The 14,252-nt window shown below is 56.2% G+C and carries 30 protein-coding genes; all 30 read right to left on the minus strand.

The features are described from left to right. Positions 1–260, minus strand: a 260-nt coding sequence (locus AC13EY_RS14050) for a transposase (protein ID WP_482890420.1), incomplete at its 3' end; no start/stop codon positions are given. Positions 261–373: 113 nt separating this feature from the next. Then, positions 374–754, minus strand: a complete 381-nt coding sequence (gene rplQ, locus AC13EY_RS14055) for a 50S ribosomal protein L17 (protein ID WP_088277381.1) — start codon at positions 752–754, stop codon at positions 374–376. Positions 755–780: 26 nt separating this feature from the next. Further along, the gene (locus tag AC13EY_RS14060; protein ID WP_228247490.1) at positions 781–1,782 is read right to left on the minus strand and encodes a DNA-directed RNA polymerase subunit alpha; all 1,002 of its coding nucleotides are present in this window, start codon (positions 1,780–1,782) and stop codon (positions 781–783) included. A gap of 27 nt (positions 1,783–1,809) precedes the next feature. Beyond that, positions 1,810–2,430, minus strand: a complete 621-nt coding sequence (gene rpsD, locus AC13EY_RS14065) for a 30S ribosomal protein S4 (protein WP_088277377.1) — start codon at positions 2,428–2,430, stop codon at positions 1,810–1,812. Between the two features lie 15 nt (positions 2,431–2,445). Next, the gene (gene rpsK / locus AC13EY_RS14070) at positions 2,446–2,835 is read right to left on the minus strand and encodes a 30S ribosomal protein S11 (RefSeq protein ID WP_083728622.1); all 390 of its coding nucleotides are present in this window, start codon (positions 2,833–2,835) and stop codon (positions 2,446–2,448) included. A gap of 20 nt (positions 2,836–2,855) precedes the next feature. Beyond that, positions 2,856–3,212, minus strand: a complete 357-nt coding sequence (gene rpsM / locus AC13EY_RS14075; RefSeq protein WP_088277375.1) for a 30S ribosomal protein S13 — start codon at positions 3,210–3,212, stop codon at positions 2,856–2,858. A gap of 160 nt (positions 3,213–3,372) precedes the next feature. Then, the gene (rpmJ, locus tag AC13EY_RS14080) at positions 3,373–3,489 is read right to left on the minus strand and encodes a 50S ribosomal protein L36 (RefSeq protein WP_088277373.1); all 117 of its coding nucleotides are present in this window, start codon (positions 3,487–3,489) and stop codon (positions 3,373–3,375) included. 24 nt (positions 3,490–3,513) lie between these two features. Then, positions 3,514–4,842 (minus strand): preprotein translocase subunit SecY, encoded by a 1,329-nt coding sequence (secY, locus tag AC13EY_RS14085; RefSeq protein ID WP_088277371.1) that lies wholly within the window; start codon positions 4,840–4,842, stop codon positions 3,514–3,516. After that, complete coding sequence (gene rplO / locus AC13EY_RS14090; RefSeq protein WP_088277369.1) at positions 4,843–5,277, minus strand: 50S ribosomal protein L15; 435 nt, start codon at positions 5,275–5,277, stop codon at positions 4,843–4,845. A 3-nt stretch (positions 5,278–5,280) separates the two neighbouring features. Further along, the gene (gene rpmD / locus AC13EY_RS14095; protein ID WP_088277367.1) at positions 5,281–5,463 is read right to left on the minus strand and encodes a 50S ribosomal protein L30; all 183 of its coding nucleotides are present in this window, start codon (positions 5,461–5,463) and stop codon (positions 5,281–5,283) included. 6 nt (positions 5,464–5,469) lie between these two features. Next, complete coding sequence (rpsE, locus tag AC13EY_RS14100) at positions 5,470–5,973, minus strand: 30S ribosomal protein S5 (protein WP_083728626.1); 504 nt, start codon at positions 5,971–5,973, stop codon at positions 5,470–5,472. A gap of 10 nt (positions 5,974–5,983) precedes the next feature. Continuing rightward, complete coding sequence (rplR, locus tag AC13EY_RS14105; RefSeq protein ID WP_088277365.1) at positions 5,984–6,334, minus strand: 50S ribosomal protein L18; 351 nt, start codon at positions 6,332–6,334, stop codon at positions 5,984–5,986. A gap of 10 nt (positions 6,335–6,344) precedes the next feature. Next, on the minus strand, positions 6,345–6,875 hold the full coding sequence (rplF, locus tag AC13EY_RS14110; protein ID WP_088277363.1) for a 50S ribosomal protein L6: 531 nt from the start codon (positions 6,873–6,875) through the stop codon (positions 6,345–6,347). 12 nt (positions 6,876–6,887) lie between these two features. After that, positions 6,888–7,280 carry a 30S ribosomal protein S8 gene (gene rpsH / locus AC13EY_RS14115; RefSeq protein WP_228247489.1) on the minus strand — a complete coding sequence of 131 codons (393 nt, stop codon included), beginning with the start codon at positions 7,278–7,280 and terminating at the stop codon, positions 6,888–6,890. A 39-nt stretch (positions 7,281–7,319) separates the two neighbouring features. Continuing rightward, positions 7,320–7,625 carry a 30S ribosomal protein S14 gene (rpsN, locus tag AC13EY_RS14120; RefSeq protein ID WP_088277359.1) on the minus strand — a complete coding sequence of 102 codons (306 nt, stop codon included), beginning with the start codon at positions 7,623–7,625 and terminating at the stop codon, positions 7,320–7,322. A gap of 11 nt (positions 7,626–7,636) precedes the next feature. Continuing rightward, positions 7,637–8,173: a 50S ribosomal protein L5 gene (rplE, locus tag AC13EY_RS14125; protein ID WP_088277357.1), complete on the minus strand. Its 537-nt coding sequence runs from the start codon at positions 8,171–8,173 to the stop codon at positions 7,637–7,639. A gap of 17 nt (positions 8,174–8,190) precedes the next feature. After that, positions 8,191–8,505, minus strand: coding sequence for a 50S ribosomal protein L24 (gene rplX, locus AC13EY_RS14130; protein WP_088277355.1), 315 nt, complete (start codon positions 8,503–8,505; stop codon positions 8,191–8,193). A gap of 11 nt (positions 8,506–8,516) precedes the next feature. Then, complete coding sequence (gene rplN / locus AC13EY_RS14135; RefSeq protein WP_088277353.1) at positions 8,517–8,885, minus strand: 50S ribosomal protein L14; 369 nt, start codon at positions 8,883–8,885, stop codon at positions 8,517–8,519. Positions 8,886–8,927: 42 nt separating this feature from the next. Next, a complete protein-coding gene (rpsQ, locus tag AC13EY_RS14140; RefSeq protein WP_104739447.1) occupies positions 8,928–9,191 on the minus strand; it encodes a 30S ribosomal protein S17 in 264 nt (87 codons plus the stop codon). A 2-nt stretch (positions 9,192–9,193) separates the two neighbouring features. Continuing rightward, positions 9,194–9,385: a 50S ribosomal protein L29 gene (gene rpmC / locus AC13EY_RS14145; RefSeq protein WP_083728635.1), complete on the minus strand. Its 192-nt coding sequence runs from the start codon at positions 9,383–9,385 to the stop codon at positions 9,194–9,196. Beyond that, positions 9,385–9,798: a 50S ribosomal protein L16 gene (gene rplP / locus AC13EY_RS14150; RefSeq protein ID WP_088277349.1), complete on the minus strand. Its 414-nt coding sequence runs from the start codon at positions 9,796–9,798 to the stop codon at positions 9,385–9,387. The genes rpmC and rplP overlap by 1 nt, the downstream gene beginning before the upstream one ends. Positions 9,799–9,809: 11 nt before the next feature. Next, complete coding sequence (rpsC, locus tag AC13EY_RS14155) at positions 9,810–10,490, minus strand: 30S ribosomal protein S3 (RefSeq protein ID WP_088277347.1); 681 nt, start codon at positions 10,488–10,490, stop codon at positions 9,810–9,812. 11 nt (positions 10,491–10,501) lie between these two features. Beyond that, positions 10,502–10,834: a 50S ribosomal protein L22 gene (rplV, locus tag AC13EY_RS14160; protein WP_088277345.1), complete on the minus strand. Its 333-nt coding sequence runs from the start codon at positions 10,832–10,834 to the stop codon at positions 10,502–10,504. An 11-nt stretch (positions 10,835–10,845) separates the two neighbouring features. Next, entirely contained in the window at positions 10,846–11,121 is a 276-nt protein-coding gene (gene rpsS / locus AC13EY_RS14165; RefSeq protein ID WP_088277343.1) for a 30S ribosomal protein S19, read from the minus strand. Between the two features lie 17 nt (positions 11,122–11,138). Then, positions 11,139–11,963 carry a 50S ribosomal protein L2 gene (gene rplB, locus AC13EY_RS14170; protein ID WP_088277341.1) on the minus strand — a complete coding sequence of 275 codons (825 nt, stop codon included), beginning with the start codon at positions 11,961–11,963 and terminating at the stop codon, positions 11,139–11,141. A gap of 14 nt (positions 11,964–11,977) precedes the next feature. Further along, entirely contained in the window at positions 11,978–12,274 is a 297-nt protein-coding gene (gene rplW, locus AC13EY_RS14175) for a 50S ribosomal protein L23 (RefSeq protein WP_088277339.1), read from the minus strand. After that, positions 12,271–12,873, minus strand: a complete 603-nt coding sequence (rplD, locus tag AC13EY_RS14180) for a 50S ribosomal protein L4 (RefSeq protein WP_088277337.1) — start codon at positions 12,871–12,873, stop codon at positions 12,271–12,273. The genes rplW and rplD overlap by 4 nt, the downstream gene beginning before the upstream one ends. A gap of 12 nt (positions 12,874–12,885) precedes the next feature. Then, on the minus strand, positions 12,886–13,524 hold the full coding sequence (gene rplC, locus AC13EY_RS14185) for a 50S ribosomal protein L3 (RefSeq protein WP_228247488.1): 639 nt from the start codon (positions 13,522–13,524) through the stop codon (positions 12,886–12,888). 91 nt (positions 13,525–13,615) lie between these two features. After that, positions 13,616–13,927 carry a 30S ribosomal protein S10 gene (gene rpsJ, locus AC13EY_RS14190; RefSeq protein ID WP_044501102.1) on the minus strand — a complete coding sequence of 104 codons (312 nt, stop codon included), beginning with the start codon at positions 13,925–13,927 and terminating at the stop codon, positions 13,616–13,618. 153 nt (positions 13,928–14,080) lie between these two features. After that, positions 14,081–14,252, minus strand: a 172-nt coding sequence (locus tag AC13EY_RS14195; protein ID WP_482876133.1) for an EF-Tu C-terminal domain-related protein, incomplete at its 5' end; no start/stop codon positions are given.

The following is a 14,252-nucleotide window of genomic DNA, read 5'->3' on the forward strand; positions in this document are numbered from 1 at the left end:
ACGTTGACCTGGATCTCGCGCATCAACTGTCGTTCACTGCGCACGCCAAACAAGTATCCAATAAACAGCATCTTGAACAGCATAACCGGGTCAATCGCCGGACGACCGTTGTCAGCGCAATACAGGTGCTGCGTGGCAGGCCGAATAAACTCGAAATCGATATGGCGGGCGATCCTGCGCAGCAGATGGTCGGCTGGCACCAGTTCTTCGAGGGTGACCATCTCCAGCGCGTGCTGTTTGGGTGAAGGGGGTTTGAGCATCGGGTTGGCCTGCAGTAAACGACAACCCATTAAACAAAAGCCCCCGCCTTTCGGCTAGGGGCTTTGTCAGCAGTCTGAACCGGCCTGAGCCGGTTTTTTTGTAGCGCTGATACTTACTCTTCAGCTGCAACCGCTTCTGGGCGGTCAACCAGCTCAACGTAAGCCATCGGGGCAGCATCACCAGCGCGGAAACCGCACTTGAGGATACGAACGTAGCCACCCGGACGGGTTGCATAGCGCTTGCCCAGGTCGTTGAACAGTTTGCCGACTGCAGACTTGCTGCGAGTACGGTCAAACGCCAGACGACGGTTGGCAACGGTGTCTTCCTTGGCCAGGGTGATCAGCGGCTCGGCAACGCGACGCAGCTCCTTGGCTTTCGGCAGAGTAGTTTTGATCAGTTCATTCTCGAACAGCGACACAGCCATGTTCTGGAACATAGCCTTGCGGTGTGCGCTGGTCCGACTCAGGTGACGACCACTTTTACGATGACGCATCTCTCAATTCCTCGGTGTCGAGACGATCAGGCCGAAACCTTATCGTCCTTCTTCAAGCTTGCAGGCGGCCAGTTGTCCAGACGCATACCCAGAGACAGACCACGAGAGGCCAGAACGTCTTTGATCTCGGTCAGAGACTTCTTGCCCAGGTTCGGGGTCTTCAGCAGCTCTACTTCGGTACGCTGGATCAGATCGCCAATGTAATAGATATTTTCGGCCTTCAGGCAGTTGGCCGAACGGACAGTCAGCTCAAGATCGTCCACCGGGCGCAGCAGGATCGGGTCAATCTCGTCTTCCTGCTGCTCCACCACCGGCTCCTGGTCACCCTTCAGGTCAACGAAGGCAGCCAGTTGCTGCTGGAGGATGGTTGCAGCGCGACGAATCGCCTCTTCCGGGTCCAGAGTGCCGTTGGTCTCGAGATCGATGACCAGCTTGTCCAGGTTGGTACGCTGCTCGACACGCGCACTCTCCACCACATACGCAACGCGGCGTACGGGAGTGTAGGTGGCGTCCAGCTGCAGACGACCGATAGAGCGGGTCTCGTCCTCATCGGACTGACGCGCATCGGCCGGCTCGTAACCACGACCACGAGCTACAGTGAGCTTCATGTTCAGTTCGCCGTTGTCGGACAGCGTGGCAATCACGTGATCCGGGTTGACGATCTCGACGTCGTGGTCCAGCTGAATGTCGGCGGCAGTAACAACACCCGGGCCTTTCTTGGAAAGGTTCAGGGTTACCTGGTCGCGACCGTGCATGGTGATCGCCAACCCTTTCAGGTTAAGCAGGATCTCGATGACGTCTTCCTGAACGCCTTCGATGGCGCTGTACTCGTGCAACACGCCGTCGATTTCGGCCTCTACCACGGCGCAGCCGGGCATGGACGAGAGCAGAATGCGACGAAGCGCATTGCCCAGGGTGTGACCGAAACCACGCTCCAGCGGCTCAAGAGTAATCTTGGCACGTGTGGGCGAAGTTTCCTGAACGTCAATGTGACGCGGTGTTAGAAACTCGGTAACCGAACTCTGCATGTGGGGCACCTTTATGCTGTCTGTCGCTTACTTGGAGTACAGCTCGACGATCAGGTTTTCGTTGATGTCGGCGTACAGGTCGCTGCGTGCAGGCAGGGCTTTGAAAACGCCTTCTTTCTTGCCAGCGTCTACTTCAACCCACTCCGCACCACCGCGCTGAGCAGCCTGCTCCAGAGCGCTGTTGATGCGCAGCTGGTTCTTGGCCTTTTCACGGACAGCAACTACGTCACCCGGGGAAACCAGGTAAGACGCGATATTGACAGTCTTGCCATTGACACTGATGGACTTGTGGGATACCAGCTGGCGTGCTTCAGCGCGAGTGGCACCGAAACCCATGCGGTAAACGACGTTGTCCAGACGACGCTCGAGCAGTTGCAGCAGGTTCTCACCGGTAGCGCCCTTCAGACGGGCTGCTTCCTTGTAATAGTTGCGGAACTGACGCTCCAGAACGCCATACATACGACGGACTTTCTGCTTCTCGCGCAGCTGAGTACCGTATTCCGAAAGACGACCGCGGCGCTGACCGTGAACACCCGGAGGGGTTTCCAGTTTGCACTTGGAGTCGAGAGCGCGCACGCCGCTTTTCAGGAACAGGTCAGTACCTTCGCGACGAGACAGCTTGCACTTGGGACCAATATAACGAGCCATTTTACCGTCTCCTGATTAAACGCGACGCTTCTTGGGCGGGCGGCAGCCGTTGTGGGGAATAGGGGTGACATCGGTGATGCTGCTGATCTTGTAACCACAAGAATTCAGTGCACGAACTGCCGACTCACGACCCGGGCCGGGGCCTTTAACGCAAACGTCGAGGTTCTTCAGGCCATACTCAAGAGCAGCCTGACCGGCGCGCTCGGCAGCTACCTGGGCAGCAAACGGAGTGCTCTTACGGGAACCACGGAAGCCGGAGCCACCGGAAGTTGCCCAGCTCAGGGCGTTACCCTGACGGTCAGTGATGGTGATGATGGTGTTATTGAAAGACGCGTGGATGTGGGCGACCCCATCAACGACCGTCTTTTTTACTTTTTTACGTACACGAGCAGCTGGCTTAGCCATATCTGTAGATTCCCTCGCAATTACTTACGGATCGGCTTGCGCGGACCCTTACGGGTACGGGCATTGGTCTTGGTGCGCTGACCGCGGACCGGCAGGCCACGACGGTGACGCAGGCCACGATAGCAGCCGAGATCCATGAGGCGCTTGACGTTCATGTTGATCGCGCGGCGCAGATCGCCTTCGGTGTTGCTCTTGGCGACTTCATTGCGCAGGGTATCAATCTGCTCTTCGCTCAGATCCTTGATTTTGACACTGGGCTCAATGCCAGTGGCGGCACAGATCTGTTGTGCCTTGGTCTGACCAATACCAAAGATATAGGTCAGAGAGATAACAGTGTGCTTGTTATCCGGGATGTTGACGCCTGCAATACGGGCCATCCAATTTACTCCGTCTGACAGCTACCTGACTCAACCCAAAGAGGTTGCTCGAAAAAGGGTGCAGTAGGGTAGCGCTAACAAAAATAAAATTCAACCACCTGGCCAAAATTTGGCCAGGTGGCGGTTATCCTGAGACGTAGTCTTAATTCAGAACCGGGAATTAACCCTGGCGCTGCTTATGACGGGGCTCAGCACTGCAGATTACACGTACGCAACCGTTGCGACGGATAACCTTGCAGTTACGGCAAAGCTTCTTGACTGATGCTGCAACTTTCATAGCCGACTCCTATAACCCGAAGACTCAGCGGAGCATGCCGCTGCCGTAACCTTTCAGGTTAGATTTCTTCAAAAGAGACTCGTACTGCTGAGAAACGAGATGCGATTGTACTTGGGACATGAAGTCCATAACAACCACAACAACGATCAGCAGCGATGTCCCACCCAGATAGAAGGGCACATTCGCCGACACCACCAGGAACTGCGGCAACAAGCAGACAGCGGTCATATACAGGGCCCCGAACAGGGTGAGGCGAGTCAGAACGCTATCAATGTAGCGAGCGGACTGCTCACCGGGACGGATACCCGGAATGAACGCGCCGGACTTCTTGAGGTTTTCCGCAACATCCTTCGGATTGAACATCAAGGCTGTGTAGAAGAAGCAGAAGAAAATAATCCCTGCACTAAACAGAATGATATTCAGCGGCTTACCCGGTCCAATGGCCTGAGCCAGGGTTTGCAGCCATTCCATGTTGTCACCCTGGGCGAACCAGGTACCCAGCGAGGCCGGGAACAACAGGATACTGCTGGCAAAGATCGCCGGGATCACACCTGCCATGTTGACCTTGAGAGGCAAATGGCTGGTCTGCGCGGCGAATACCTTGCGACCTTGCTGACGCTTGGCGTAGTTGACCGTAATTCTGCGCTGGCCACGCTCGACGAAGACGACGAACGCAATCATGGCAATAGCCACCAGGCCAACACCAATCAGCGCGAATATGTTGATGGTACCCAGACGGGCACCTTCGAAGGACTGTCCAATGGCTGCCGGCAAACCGGCAACAATGCCGGCGAAAATCAGCATCGAGATACCGTTACCGATACCTCGCTCGGTGATCTGCTCACCGAGCCACATCATGAACATTGCGCCAGCAACAAAGGTAGTAACAGCCACAAAATAGAAGCTGAACCCTGTGTCAAACGCAACGCCCTGACTGGCCAGACCAACGGACATACCGATGGCTTGTATAAAAGCCAGCACCAGCGTCAGATAACGCGTGTACTGACTGATCTTCCGGCGTCCGGACTCCCCTTCCTTCTTCAACTGCTCAAGCGACGGGGTAACCGCCGTCATCAGCTGCATGATGATGGATGCAGAGATGTACGGCATGATGCCCAGAGCGAAGATACTCATTCGCTCCAGGGCACCGCCGGAGAACATGTTGAACAGGCTAAGGATCGTCTCTGAATTCTGATTGAACAGATCGGCCAGACGATCAGGGTTTATCCCGGGAACCGGAATATGCGCCCCGATACGGTAAACGATGATCGCGAGGAACAGGAAGCGCAGGCGCCCCCAGAGTTCACTCAAGCCACCTTGATTCATTCCAGAAAGAGCGCCTTGCTTAGCCATTTAGTCCTCGATCTTGCCACCAGCTGCTTCGATCGCTGCACGAGCACCTTTGGTGACGGCCAGACCTTTGACGGTAACCGCTTTGGTTACGTCGCCGGACAGGACGATCTTGGCTCGTACAAACTTGTTGCCAATTACGTTGGCATCTTTCAGCGCCTGCAGGTCAATGACCTCAGCGTCAACTGCGTTCAGTTCGCTGGTGCGAATTTCAGCAGTGACCATAGCCAGTTTGGAAGTAAAACCAAACTTCGGCAGACGACGGTGCAGCGGCTGCTGACCACCCTCGAAACCGGGGGCAACGGTGCCACCGGAACGCGAGGTCAGACCCTTGTGACCGCGGCCAGCGGTCTTACCCAGACCGCTACCGATACCACGACCGACGCGCAGCTTTTCACGGCGTGCACCCGGCGCGGAACGCAGATCATTCAGTTTCATGTCTTATTCCTCTACCCGAACCATGTAGGAGACCTTGTTGATCATCCCACGAACCGACGGAGTGTCTTCGACTTCGACGGTGTGGCCGATGCGGCGCAGACCCAGACCCTTAACGCAGGCCTGGTGCTTCGGCAGACGACCAGCGACGCTCTTGAACAGAGTCACCTTGATTTTTGCGTTTGCCATGTCCGCTTACCCCGTGATGTCTTCGACGGTCTTGCCGCGCTTGGCCGCTACAGACTCGGGAGACTGCATCGACTTCAGACCCTTGTAGGTAGCCTGAACGACGTTAACCGGGTTGGTGGAACCGTAACACTTGGCCAGTACGTTGTGTACACCAGCCGCTTCCAGGACGGCGCGCATTGCACCACCGGCGATAACACCGGTACCTTCGGACGCCGGCTGCATGAACACCTTGGAGGCGCCGTGAGCTGCACGAACGGGGTACTGCAGGGTGGTACCGTCCAGATCAACCTGGATCATGTTACGACGTGCCGCTTCCATCGCCTTCTGGATGGCGGCAGGCACTTCACGTGCCTTGCCGCGACCGAAACCAACGCGACCCTTGCCGTCACCGACAACAGTCAGCGCTGTGAAAGCGAAGATACGGCCGCCTTTTACTACTTTGGCGACGCGGTTCACCTGAACCAGCTTCTCGATGTAACCTTCGTCGCGCTTTTGATCGAAATTAGCCATAACTCTACCCTTAGAATTCCAGCCCGCCTTCACGAGCGGCGTCGGCCAGCGCTTTTACGCGACCATGGTACTTGAAGCCGGAACGGTCGAAGGCGACCTGAGTTACACCGGCGGCCTTGGCTCGCTCAGCAACCAGCAGACCTACCTTCTTGGCCGCTTCAATGTTACCGGTAGAACCGGCACGCAATTCAGCATCCAGAGTGGAGGCGCTGGCCAGCACTTGGCTGCCATCTGCCGAGATAACCTGTGCGTACATGTGCTGCGAAGAGCGGTACACGCAGAGACGAACGGCTTCCAGTTCGCGCAACTTCAGGCGCGTACGGCGAGCGCGACGGAGACGAATAACTTTTTTATCGCTCATTTGCTATGCCCTACTTCTTCTTGGCTTCTTTACGACGCACTACCTCATCGGAGTAGCGTACACCCTTGCCCTTATAGGGCTCCGGACGACGGAAATCACGAATTTCCGCTGCTACTTGACCAACCAGCTGCTTGTCGATGCCTTTGATGATAATGTCAGTCTGGCTGGGGGTTTCAACAGAAACACCCTCAGGCAGCTGGTAGTCGATCGGGTGCGAGTAACCCAGTGCCAGGTTCAGAACCTGACCCTTGGCCTGCGCCTTGTAACCAACACCAACCAGCTGGAGCTTGCGCTCAAAGCCCTGGCTGACGCCAATGACCATATTGTTGACCAGGGCGCGGGTGGTACCGGCCATGGCCATGTTCAGGCTACCGGCGCGCGCTGCGAAACGCAGCTCACCGTCTTCCTGAACAACTTCAACAGTCGGGTGCAGGTTCAGACTAAGAGCGCCCTTGGCACCCTTGATCGACAGTTCCTGACCGTTCAGTTTTGCTTCTACACCCTGCGGCAGTTTGACAGGGTTCTTAGCGACGCGAGACATCGTGACCCCCTATCAGAATACGGTGCAGAGAACTTCGCCGCCGATACCGGCAGCGCGAGCAGCGCGATCAGTCATCACACCTTTATTGGTGGAGACGATGGAAACGCCCAGACCACCCTTGACCTTCGGAAGCTGGTCAACGGCTTTGTACTGGCGCAGGCCAGGACGGCTTACGCGCTTGAGCTCTTCAATTACCGGCTTGCCTTCGAAGTACTTGAGTTCGATAGACAGAGTGGGCTTGACGTCGCCAACTACTTCGTAGCCTGCAACGTAGCCTTCTTCCTTAAGTACCTTGGCGACAGCCACCTTCAGCTTTGCCGAAGGCATGCTGACGCTGGACTTCTCAGCCATCTGGGCATTACGGATACGGGTCAGCATATCTGCCAACGGGTCCTGCATACTCATGGGCTATGTGCTCCTGAAACTGAGTAATAAAAGTCTGGTTTACCAGCTGGCCTTGACCAGGCCGGGCACATCGCCGCGCATTGCTGCTTCACGCAGCTTGATGCGGCTCAGTCCAAACTTGCGGTATACGCCGTGCGGACGACCGGTAACGCGGCAGCGGTTACGCTGACGGACCGGGCTGGAGTCGCGCGGCAGTTTCTGCAGGGCAACTTGAGCTGCCCAGCGATCTTCAACGGAAGCGTTTACGTTACCGATGGTGTCCTTGAGAGCTGCACGTTTTGCAGCAAACTTGGCAACCAGGCGGGCGCGCTTGGCTTCACGGTTCTTCATACTGACTTTTGCCATTGTCCTGACTCCTAGTTACGGAACGGGAAGTTGAACGCGCGCAGCAGCGCACGACCTTCGTCGTCGGTTCGCGCAGTAGTAGTCAAGGTGATGTCCAGACCACGCAGGGCATCGATCTTGTCGTAATCGATTTCCGGGAAAATGATCTGTTCCTTGACGCCCATGCTGTAGTTGCCACGACCGTCAAAGGACTTGGCATTCAGGCCACGGAAGTCACGAACGCGCGGCAGGGAAATCGACAGCAGACGATCCAGGAATTCGTACATCTGCTCGCGGCGCAGGGTAACCTTTACGCCAATCGGCCAGCCGTCACGAATCTTGAAGCCTGCAATGGATTTGCGAGCATAGGTCACGATGCCTTTACGGCCGGTGATCTTCTCGAGGTCAGCCAGTGCGTTTTCGATGACTTTCTTGTCACCAACAGCTTCGCCAAGACCCATGTTCAGGGTGATCTTGGTGATTTTCGGCACTTCCATCGCATTCAGACCCAGTTCAGCCTGGAGTTTCGGAGCGATGGTAGTGCGATAGGTTTCTTTCAATCTCGCCATGGTAAGCACCTAGATTCTCAAGCGTCGACAGCTTTTTGGGTCGACTTGAAAATACGAACCTTCTTACCGTCTTCGACCTTGAAGCCGACGCGATCGGCCTTGTTGGTCTCGGGGTTGAAGATTGCCACGTTGGAGACGTGGATCGGCGCCTCCTTCTCAACAATACCGCCCTGTGCACCAGCCATCGGGTTCGGCTTGGTGTGGCGCTTGATAATGTTGACACCGGAAACCAGCAGGCGGGCATCGTCACCAACTTTCAGGACTTTGCCGCGCTTGCCCTTGTCTTTACCGGCAATGACGATTACGTCGTCGTCGCGTTTGATCTTTTGCATGACCGGGCTCCTTACAGCACTTCGGGCGCGAGGGAAACGATCTTCATGAACTGCTCGTTACGCAGTTCACGAGTCACCGGCCCAAAGATGCGGGTACCGATCGGCTCATTCTTGTTGTTGAGCAGAACGGCAGCGTTGCCATCGAAACGGATCAGCGAACCGTCTGTACGGCGTACGCCGTGACGGGTACGCACGATGACCGCGTTGAGCACCTGGCCTTTCTTTACTTTGCCGCGCGGAATCGCTTCCTTCACGGTCACTTTGATGATATCGCCAATGCCGGCGTAGCGACGGTGAGAACCGCCCAGAACCTTGATACACATAACGCGACGTGCACCACTGTTGTCAGCCACATCCAGCATGGATTGAGTCTGAATCATAACTTTCTCCGACCCTTAAATAATCCGCTAAGTTGCGCGGGCTTAAACTTGCGCCGCGCGCTCGTCGATCTGAACCAGGGCCCAGCTCTTGGTTTTGGCCAAGGGGCGGGTCTCACGAATGGTCACCAGATCGCCGATGCGGCATTCGTTGTTCTCGTCATGCGCCTTGAGCTTGGTAGAGCGCTTCACGTACTTGCCGTACAGTGGGTGCTTTTCCTGACGCTCGATGAGCACAGTGATGGTTTTATCCATCTTGTCACTGACAACACGGCCAGTAACGGTACGAACTGTTTTGTTCTCGGCCATGATCAGTTACCACCTTTCTGATTGAGCACGGTCTTGACGCGAGCGATGTCGCGCTTTACCTGGTTCAGCAGATGCGTTTGACCGAGCTGACCGGTTGCTTTCTGCATGCGCAGGTTGAACTGATCGCGCAGCAGGGTGAGCAGCTGTTCATTCAGCTGCTCAGCAGATTTTTCACGAAGTTCTGTCGCTTTCATTACATCACCGTCCGCTTAACAAAGGTGGTAGCGAGAGGCAGCTTGGCTGCGGCCAGTGCGAATGCTTCGCGGGCCAGCTCTTCGGAAACACCTTCAATCTCGTAAAGGACCTTACCCGGACGAATCTGGGCCACCCAGTACTCGACGTTACCCTTACCTTTACCCATACGTACTTCAAGAGGCTTCTTGGAGATGGGCTTGTCCGGAAAAACCCGGATCCAGATTTTACCGCCACGCTTAACGTGACGAGTCAGGGCGCGACGAGCCGCTTCGATCTGACGTGCAGTCAGACGACCACGACTTACGGCTTTGAGAGCGAACTCACCGAAGCTCACCTTGCTACCACGATGCGCCAGACCACGGTTGTGGCCGGTCATCTGCTTGCGGAACTTCGTACGCTTAGGTTGTAACATGTGCGTACCCCTTACTTAGCAGCTTTTTTCTTGGCCGCGACGGCTTTGGTTTCTTCCTGGAGACCACCAATGATCTCGCCTTTGAAGATCCAAACCTTCACACCGATCACACCGTAGGTGGTGTGGGCTTCAGCCGTCGCGTAGTCAATGTCGGCACGCAGGGTGTGCAGCGGCACACGACCTTCGCGATACCATTCGGTACGGGCGATCTCGGCGCCGCCAAGACGGCCGCTAACCTGGATCTTGATACCCTTTGCACCGATGCGCATGGCGTTCTGTACGGCGCGCTTCATGGCGCGACGGAACATCACACGACGCTCGAGCTGCTGAGCAACGCTTTGTGCAACCAGGGCACCGTCAAGTTCCGGCTTGCGGATCTCTTCGATGTTGATGTGCACCGGCACGCCCATTTGGCTGGTCAGTTCCTGACGCAGCTTCTCAACGTCCTCACCCTTCTTGCCAATCACGATGCCCGGACGAGCAGTGTGAATGGTGATGCGGGCAGTCTGGGCCGGACGCTGGATATCAACGCGGCTGACAGAGGCACTTTTCAGTTTGTCCTGAATGTACGCACGTACCTTCAGGTCAGTGTTCAGATAGTCTGCGTAGTTGCGACCGTCTGCGTACCACACCGAAGTGTGTTCTTTAACGATACCGAGGCGAATGCCTACCGGATGTACTTTCTGACCCATTTGATCGACTCCTACTTGTCAGCAACCTTGACCGTGATGTGGCAAGACCGCTTGACGATGCGATCAGCGCGGCCTTTGGCACGCGGCATGATGCGCTTCAGAGAGCGACCTTCGTTAACAAACACGGTGGAGACCTTCAGGTCATCCACGTCTGCGCCATCGTTATGCTCTGCGTTGGCGATCGCCGACTCGAGCACTTTCTTGATGACGGCAGCGGCCTTCTTGTTGCTGAATGCCAGCAGGTTCAGGGCCTCATCCACCTTCTTACCGCGGATCTGGTCGGCGACCAAACGCGCTTTCTGGGCAGAGAGTCGGGCGCCCTTATGAGTAGCGGCTACTTCCATCTTCTAACCCCTTAGCGCTTGGCTTTCTTGTCTGCTGCGTGACCACGGTAGGTACGCGTAGCAGAGAATTCGCCCAACTTGTGACCGACCATGTCTTCGGTAACGATAACCGGCACATGCTGACGACCGTTGTGTACAGCGATGGTCAGACCGACCATCTGCGGCAGAATCATCGAACGGCGCGACCAGGTCTTGATCGGCTTACGGTCGTTCTTTTCAACTGCCACTTCGACCTTCTTCAACAGGTGAAGATCGATAAAAGGACCTTTCTTCAGAGAACGCGGCACTGTCGTATCCCCTCTAATTACTTGCTGCGGCGACGGACAATCATCTTGTCAGTGCGCTTGTTGGACCGAGTCTTGGCACCCTTGGTCGGGAAGCCCCACGGGGAAACCGGATGACGACCACCGGAGGTACGACCTTCACCACCACCATGCGGGTGATCTACCGGGTTCATGGCAACACCACGAACGGTCGGACGAACACCGCGCCAGCGCTTGGCACCAGCCTTACCCAGCGAGCGCAGACTGTGCTCACCGTTGGACACTTCACCCAGAGTCGCACGGCATTCGCCAAGGACTTTGCGCATTTCGCCAGAGCGCAGACGAACGGTGACATAGGCACCTTCGCGAGCAACCAGCTGGACAGCGGCACCGGCACTGCGAGCTACCTGAGCGCCTTTACCCGGCTTCAGTTCGATCGCGTGGATAGTGCTACCTACCGGGATATTGCGCAGCGGCAGAGTGTTACCGGCCTTGATCGGCGCATCGGCACCGGAGACCAGTTGATCGCCAGCAACAACGCCTTTCGGGGCGATGATGTAGCGACGCTCACCGTCGGCATACTTCAGCAGAGCAATATGAGCGGTACGATTCGGATCGTACTCGACGCGCTCTACTACAGCGGGGATACCGTCCTTGTTACGACGGAAGTCCACGATGCGGTAGTGCTGCTTGTGACCGCCCCCACGATGACGCGTGGTGATGCGGCCGTTGTTGTTACGACCACCAGACTTGCCTTGCTTCTCTACCAGAGGCGCGTAAGGAGCACCTTTGTGCAGGTCAGCGTTAACGACCTTGACGACGAAGCGGCGGCCAGCGGAAGTAGGTTTACATTTAACAATAGCCATGATGTACCCCTGTCTTATTCAGCGCTGGCGAAGTCGATGTCTTGACCGGGCTGCAGGCTGACATACGCCTTTTTCCAGTCATTACGCTTGCCCAGGCCGCGAACGGTTCGCTTGGTCTTGCCTTTTACATTCAAGGTCGATACAGCCTTGACCTTGACGTTGAACAATTGCTCAACGGCTTTCTTGATTTCCAGCTTGGTCGCAGTAGTGTCTACCTTGAACACAAACTGGTTGCGGCTGTCAGCCAGCACAGTTGCCTTCTCGGAAACATGCGGGCCAAGCAGTACTTTGAAAATGCGCTCTTGGTTCATCCCAGCATCTCCTCGAACTTCTTAACAGCAGGTACGGTAATCAGCACCTTGTCGTAAGCGATCAGGCTAACCGGGTCAGAACCCTGAACGTCGCGAACGTCGACGTGCGGCAGATTGCGCGCTGCCAGGTACAGGTTCTCATCAACGCCGTCGGTAACGATCAGCACATTCTGCAGATCGAGATCCTTCAGCTTGCCGGCCAGAGCCTTGGTCTTCGGTGCATCAACAGAGAAGCTCTCGACGACAACCAGACGATCCAGGCGTACCAGCTCGGACAGGATGGAGCGCATTGCACCGCGATACATCTTGCGGTTCAGCTTCTGCTCGTGATTTTGCGGACGGGCAGCAAAGGTAGTACCACCGGAGCGCCAGATCGGGCTACGGATAGTACCGGCACGGGCGCGACCGGTGCCTTTCTGACGCCAGGGCTTCTTGCCGCCACCGGAAACGTCGGAACGGTTCTTCTGCTGCTTGGTACCCTGACGAGCACCAGCCATGTAAGCAACAACGGCCTGGTGAACGAGGGTCTCGTTAAACTCGGTAGCAAAGGTCAGATCGGAAACTTCGATCGCATTTGCACCAGCTACATTCAGATTCATGGTAACTCCCCCTTAACCCTTGGCCTTGACCGCCGGGCGAACAACGACGTCGCTGCCGGTAGCGCCAGGCACGGAGCCCTTGATGAGCAGCAGATTGCGCTCAGCGTCTACGCGAACGACCTCGAGAGTCTGGACGGTTACCTGTTCGGCACCCATGTGACCAGACATCTTCTTGCCCTTGAATACACGGCCCGGGGTCTGACACTGACCGATGGAACCGGGTACACGGTGGGATACCGAGTTACCGTGAGTAGCGTCCTGGCCGCGGAAATTCCAGCGCTTGATGGTACCGGCGAAGCCTTTACCCTTGGATTGACCAGTTACATCCACCTTCTGACCGGCTTCGAACAGGGCTACAGTGAGCTCTGCCCCAGTTTCATACTGGGAGCCGTCTTCAATGCGGAATTCGCAGACCTGGCGACCAGCCGCAGTGCTGGCTTTGGCAAAGTGCCCAGCCATCGGCTTGGTAACGCGACTGGCGCGACGCTCACCCACAGTGACCTGAATAGCTTGATAGCCATCAGTTTCCAGGGTTTTAACCTGAGTGACGCGGTTCGGTTCAACTTCTACAACCGTAACCGGAATGGAAACACCATCTTCAGTGAAAATGCGGGTCATACCGCATTTCCGGCCGACTAAACCAATAGTCATTTTGTAAACCTCATGAGTGCACGGGGCTATTACCCGCTATGGCCGCCCAACACAGGGCGTTACACGACCTTTAGCCCCCGTTTTGGGGCTATCAGCCGAGGCTGATCTGAACCTCAACGCCAGCGGCAAGGTCCAGCTTCATCAGCGCATCGACAGTCTTGTCGGTGGGCTGAACGATATCCAGAACCCGTTTATGGGTACGGATTTCATACTGATCGCGCGCGTCTTTATTGACGTGCGGAGAAATCAGTACGGTAAAACGCTCTTTGCGCGTCGGCAAAGGGATCGGACCACGCACCTGAGCCCCAGTACGTTTCGCGGTATCCACGATTTCCTGGGTAGACTGATCGATCAGGCGATGGTCAAAAGCCTTCAACCGAATACGAATCTGTTGGTTCTGCATTTGACCAGAAACTCCAAGTAACTGTTTTCAGGCACACCCAACTGCAGGTACGCCTGTCCAAGGGAGGCGCAATTCTACTGATGCGCACCCCCACTGTCAACCAAAAGACAAAAGCCCCCGCTAGGCGGGGGCTTTGCCTTTCACCTCAGATCATTATTCGATGATCTTGGCTACTACACCGGCACCAACGGTACGGCCACCTTCGCGAATCGCGAAGCGCAGACCGTCTTCCATTGCGATCGGAGCGATCAGGGTAACGTCCAGCTTGACGTTGTCGCCCGGCATTACCATTTCAACGCCTTCCGGCAGTTCGCAGGAACCGGTC

It is taken from the genome of Halopseudomonas sp. L-58 (genome assembly GCF_056859475.1).

What these genes read in the sequence shown, in the direction of transcription:
- AC13EY_RS14060 (WP_228247490.1), bottom strand. Translation starts at nt 1,782, where the DNA reads ATGCAGAGTTCGGTTACCGAGTTTCTAACACCGCGTCACATTGACGTT.
- rplP (WP_088277349.1), bottom strand. Translation starts at nt 9,798, where the DNA reads ATGTTACAACCTAAGCGTACGAAGTTCCGCAAGCAGATGACCGGCCAC.
- rpsM (WP_088277375.1), bottom strand. Translation starts at nt 3,212, where the DNA reads ATGGCCCGTATTGCAGGCGTCAACATCCCGGATAACAAGCACACTGTT.
- rpsE (WP_083728626.1), bottom strand. Translation starts at nt 5,973, where the DNA reads ATGGCTAATTTCGATCAAAAGCGCGACGAAGGTTACATCGAGAAGCTG.
- rplD (WP_088277337.1), bottom strand. Translation starts at nt 12,873, where the DNA reads ATGAATCTGAATGTAGCTGGTGCAAATGCGATCGAAGTTTCCGATCTG.
- rpsH (WP_228247489.1), bottom strand. Translation starts at nt 7,280, where the DNA reads ATGAGTATGCAGGACCCGTTGGCAGATATGCTGACCCGTATCCGTAAT.
- rpsD (WP_088277377.1), bottom strand. Translation starts at nt 2,430, where the DNA reads ATGGCTCGTTATATTGGTCCCAAGTGCAAGCTGTCTCGTCGCGAAGGT.
- rpmD (WP_088277367.1), bottom strand. Translation starts at nt 5,463, where the DNA reads ATGGCAAACGCAAAAATCAAGGTGACTCTGTTCAAGAGCGTCGCTGGT.
- rpsK (WP_083728622.1), bottom strand. Translation starts at nt 2,835, where the DNA reads ATGGCTAAGCCAGCTGCTCGTGTACGTAAAAAAGTAAAAAAGACGGTC.
- rplC (WP_228247488.1), bottom strand. Translation starts at nt 13,524, where the DNA reads ATGACTATTGGTTTAGTCGGCCGGAAATGCGGTATGACCCGCATTTTC.
- rpmJ (WP_088277373.1), bottom strand. Translation starts at nt 3,489, where the DNA reads ATGAAAGTTGCAGCATCAGTCAAGAAGCTTTGCCGTAACTGCAAGGTT.
- rplB (WP_088277341.1), bottom strand. Translation starts at nt 11,963, where the DNA reads ATGGCTATTGTTAAATGTAAACCTACTTCCGCTGGCCGCCGCTTCGTC.
- rplE (WP_088277357.1), bottom strand. Translation starts at nt 8,173, where the DNA reads ATGGCGAGATTGAAAGAAACCTATCGCACTACCATCGCTCCGAAACTC.
- rplX (WP_088277355.1), bottom strand. Translation starts at nt 8,505, where the DNA reads ATGCAAAAGATCAAACGCGACGACGACGTAATCGTCATTGCCGGTAAA.
- rplQ (WP_088277381.1), bottom strand. Translation starts at nt 754, where the DNA reads ATGCGTCATCGTAAAAGTGGTCGTCACCTGAGTCGGACCAGCGCACAC.
- rpsC (WP_088277347.1), bottom strand. Translation starts at nt 10,490, where the DNA reads ATGGGTCAGAAAGTACATCCGGTAGGCATTCGCCTCGGTATCGTTAAA.
- rpsQ (WP_104739447.1), bottom strand. Translation starts at nt 9,191, where the DNA reads ATGGCCGAGAACAAAACAGTTCGTACCGTTACTGGCCGTGTTGTCAGT.
- rpsJ (WP_044501102.1), bottom strand. Translation starts at nt 13,927, where the DNA reads ATGCAGAACCAACAGATTCGTATTCGGTTGAAGGCTTTTGACCATCGC.
- rplO (WP_088277369.1), bottom strand. Translation starts at nt 5,277, where the DNA reads ATGAAACTGAATGATCTGCGTTCCGCGCCGGGTGCACGCCGTGAAAAG.
- rpmC (WP_083728635.1), bottom strand. Translation starts at nt 9,385, where the DNA reads ATGAAAGCGACAGAACTTCGTGAAAAATCTGCTGAGCAGCTGAATGAA.
- rplF (WP_088277363.1), bottom strand. Translation starts at nt 6,875, where the DNA reads ATGTCTCGCGTCGCTAAGAACCCTGTCAAACTGCCGCAGGGTGTAGAA.
- secY (WP_088277371.1), bottom strand. Translation starts at nt 4,842, where the DNA reads ATGGCTAAGCAAGGCGCTCTTTCTGGAATGAATCAAGGTGGCTTGAGT.
- rplV (WP_088277345.1), bottom strand. Translation starts at nt 10,834, where the DNA reads ATGGAAGTAGCCGCTACTCATAAGGGCGCCCGACTCTCTGCCCAGAAA.
- rpsN (WP_088277359.1), bottom strand. Translation starts at nt 7,625, where the DNA reads ATGGCAAAAGTCAGTATGAAGAACCGTGAAGCCAAGCGCGCCCGCCTG.
- rplW (WP_088277339.1), bottom strand. Translation starts at nt 12,274, where the DNA reads ATGAACCAAGAGCGCATTTTCAAAGTACTGCTTGGCCCGCATGTTTCC.
- rplR (WP_088277365.1), bottom strand. Translation starts at nt 6,334, where the DNA reads ATGAGCGATAAAAAAGTTATTCGTCTCCGTCGCGCTCGCCGTACGCGC.
- rplN (WP_088277353.1), bottom strand. Translation starts at nt 8,885, where the DNA reads ATGATTCAGACTCAATCCATGCTGGATGTGGCTGACAACAGTGGTGCA.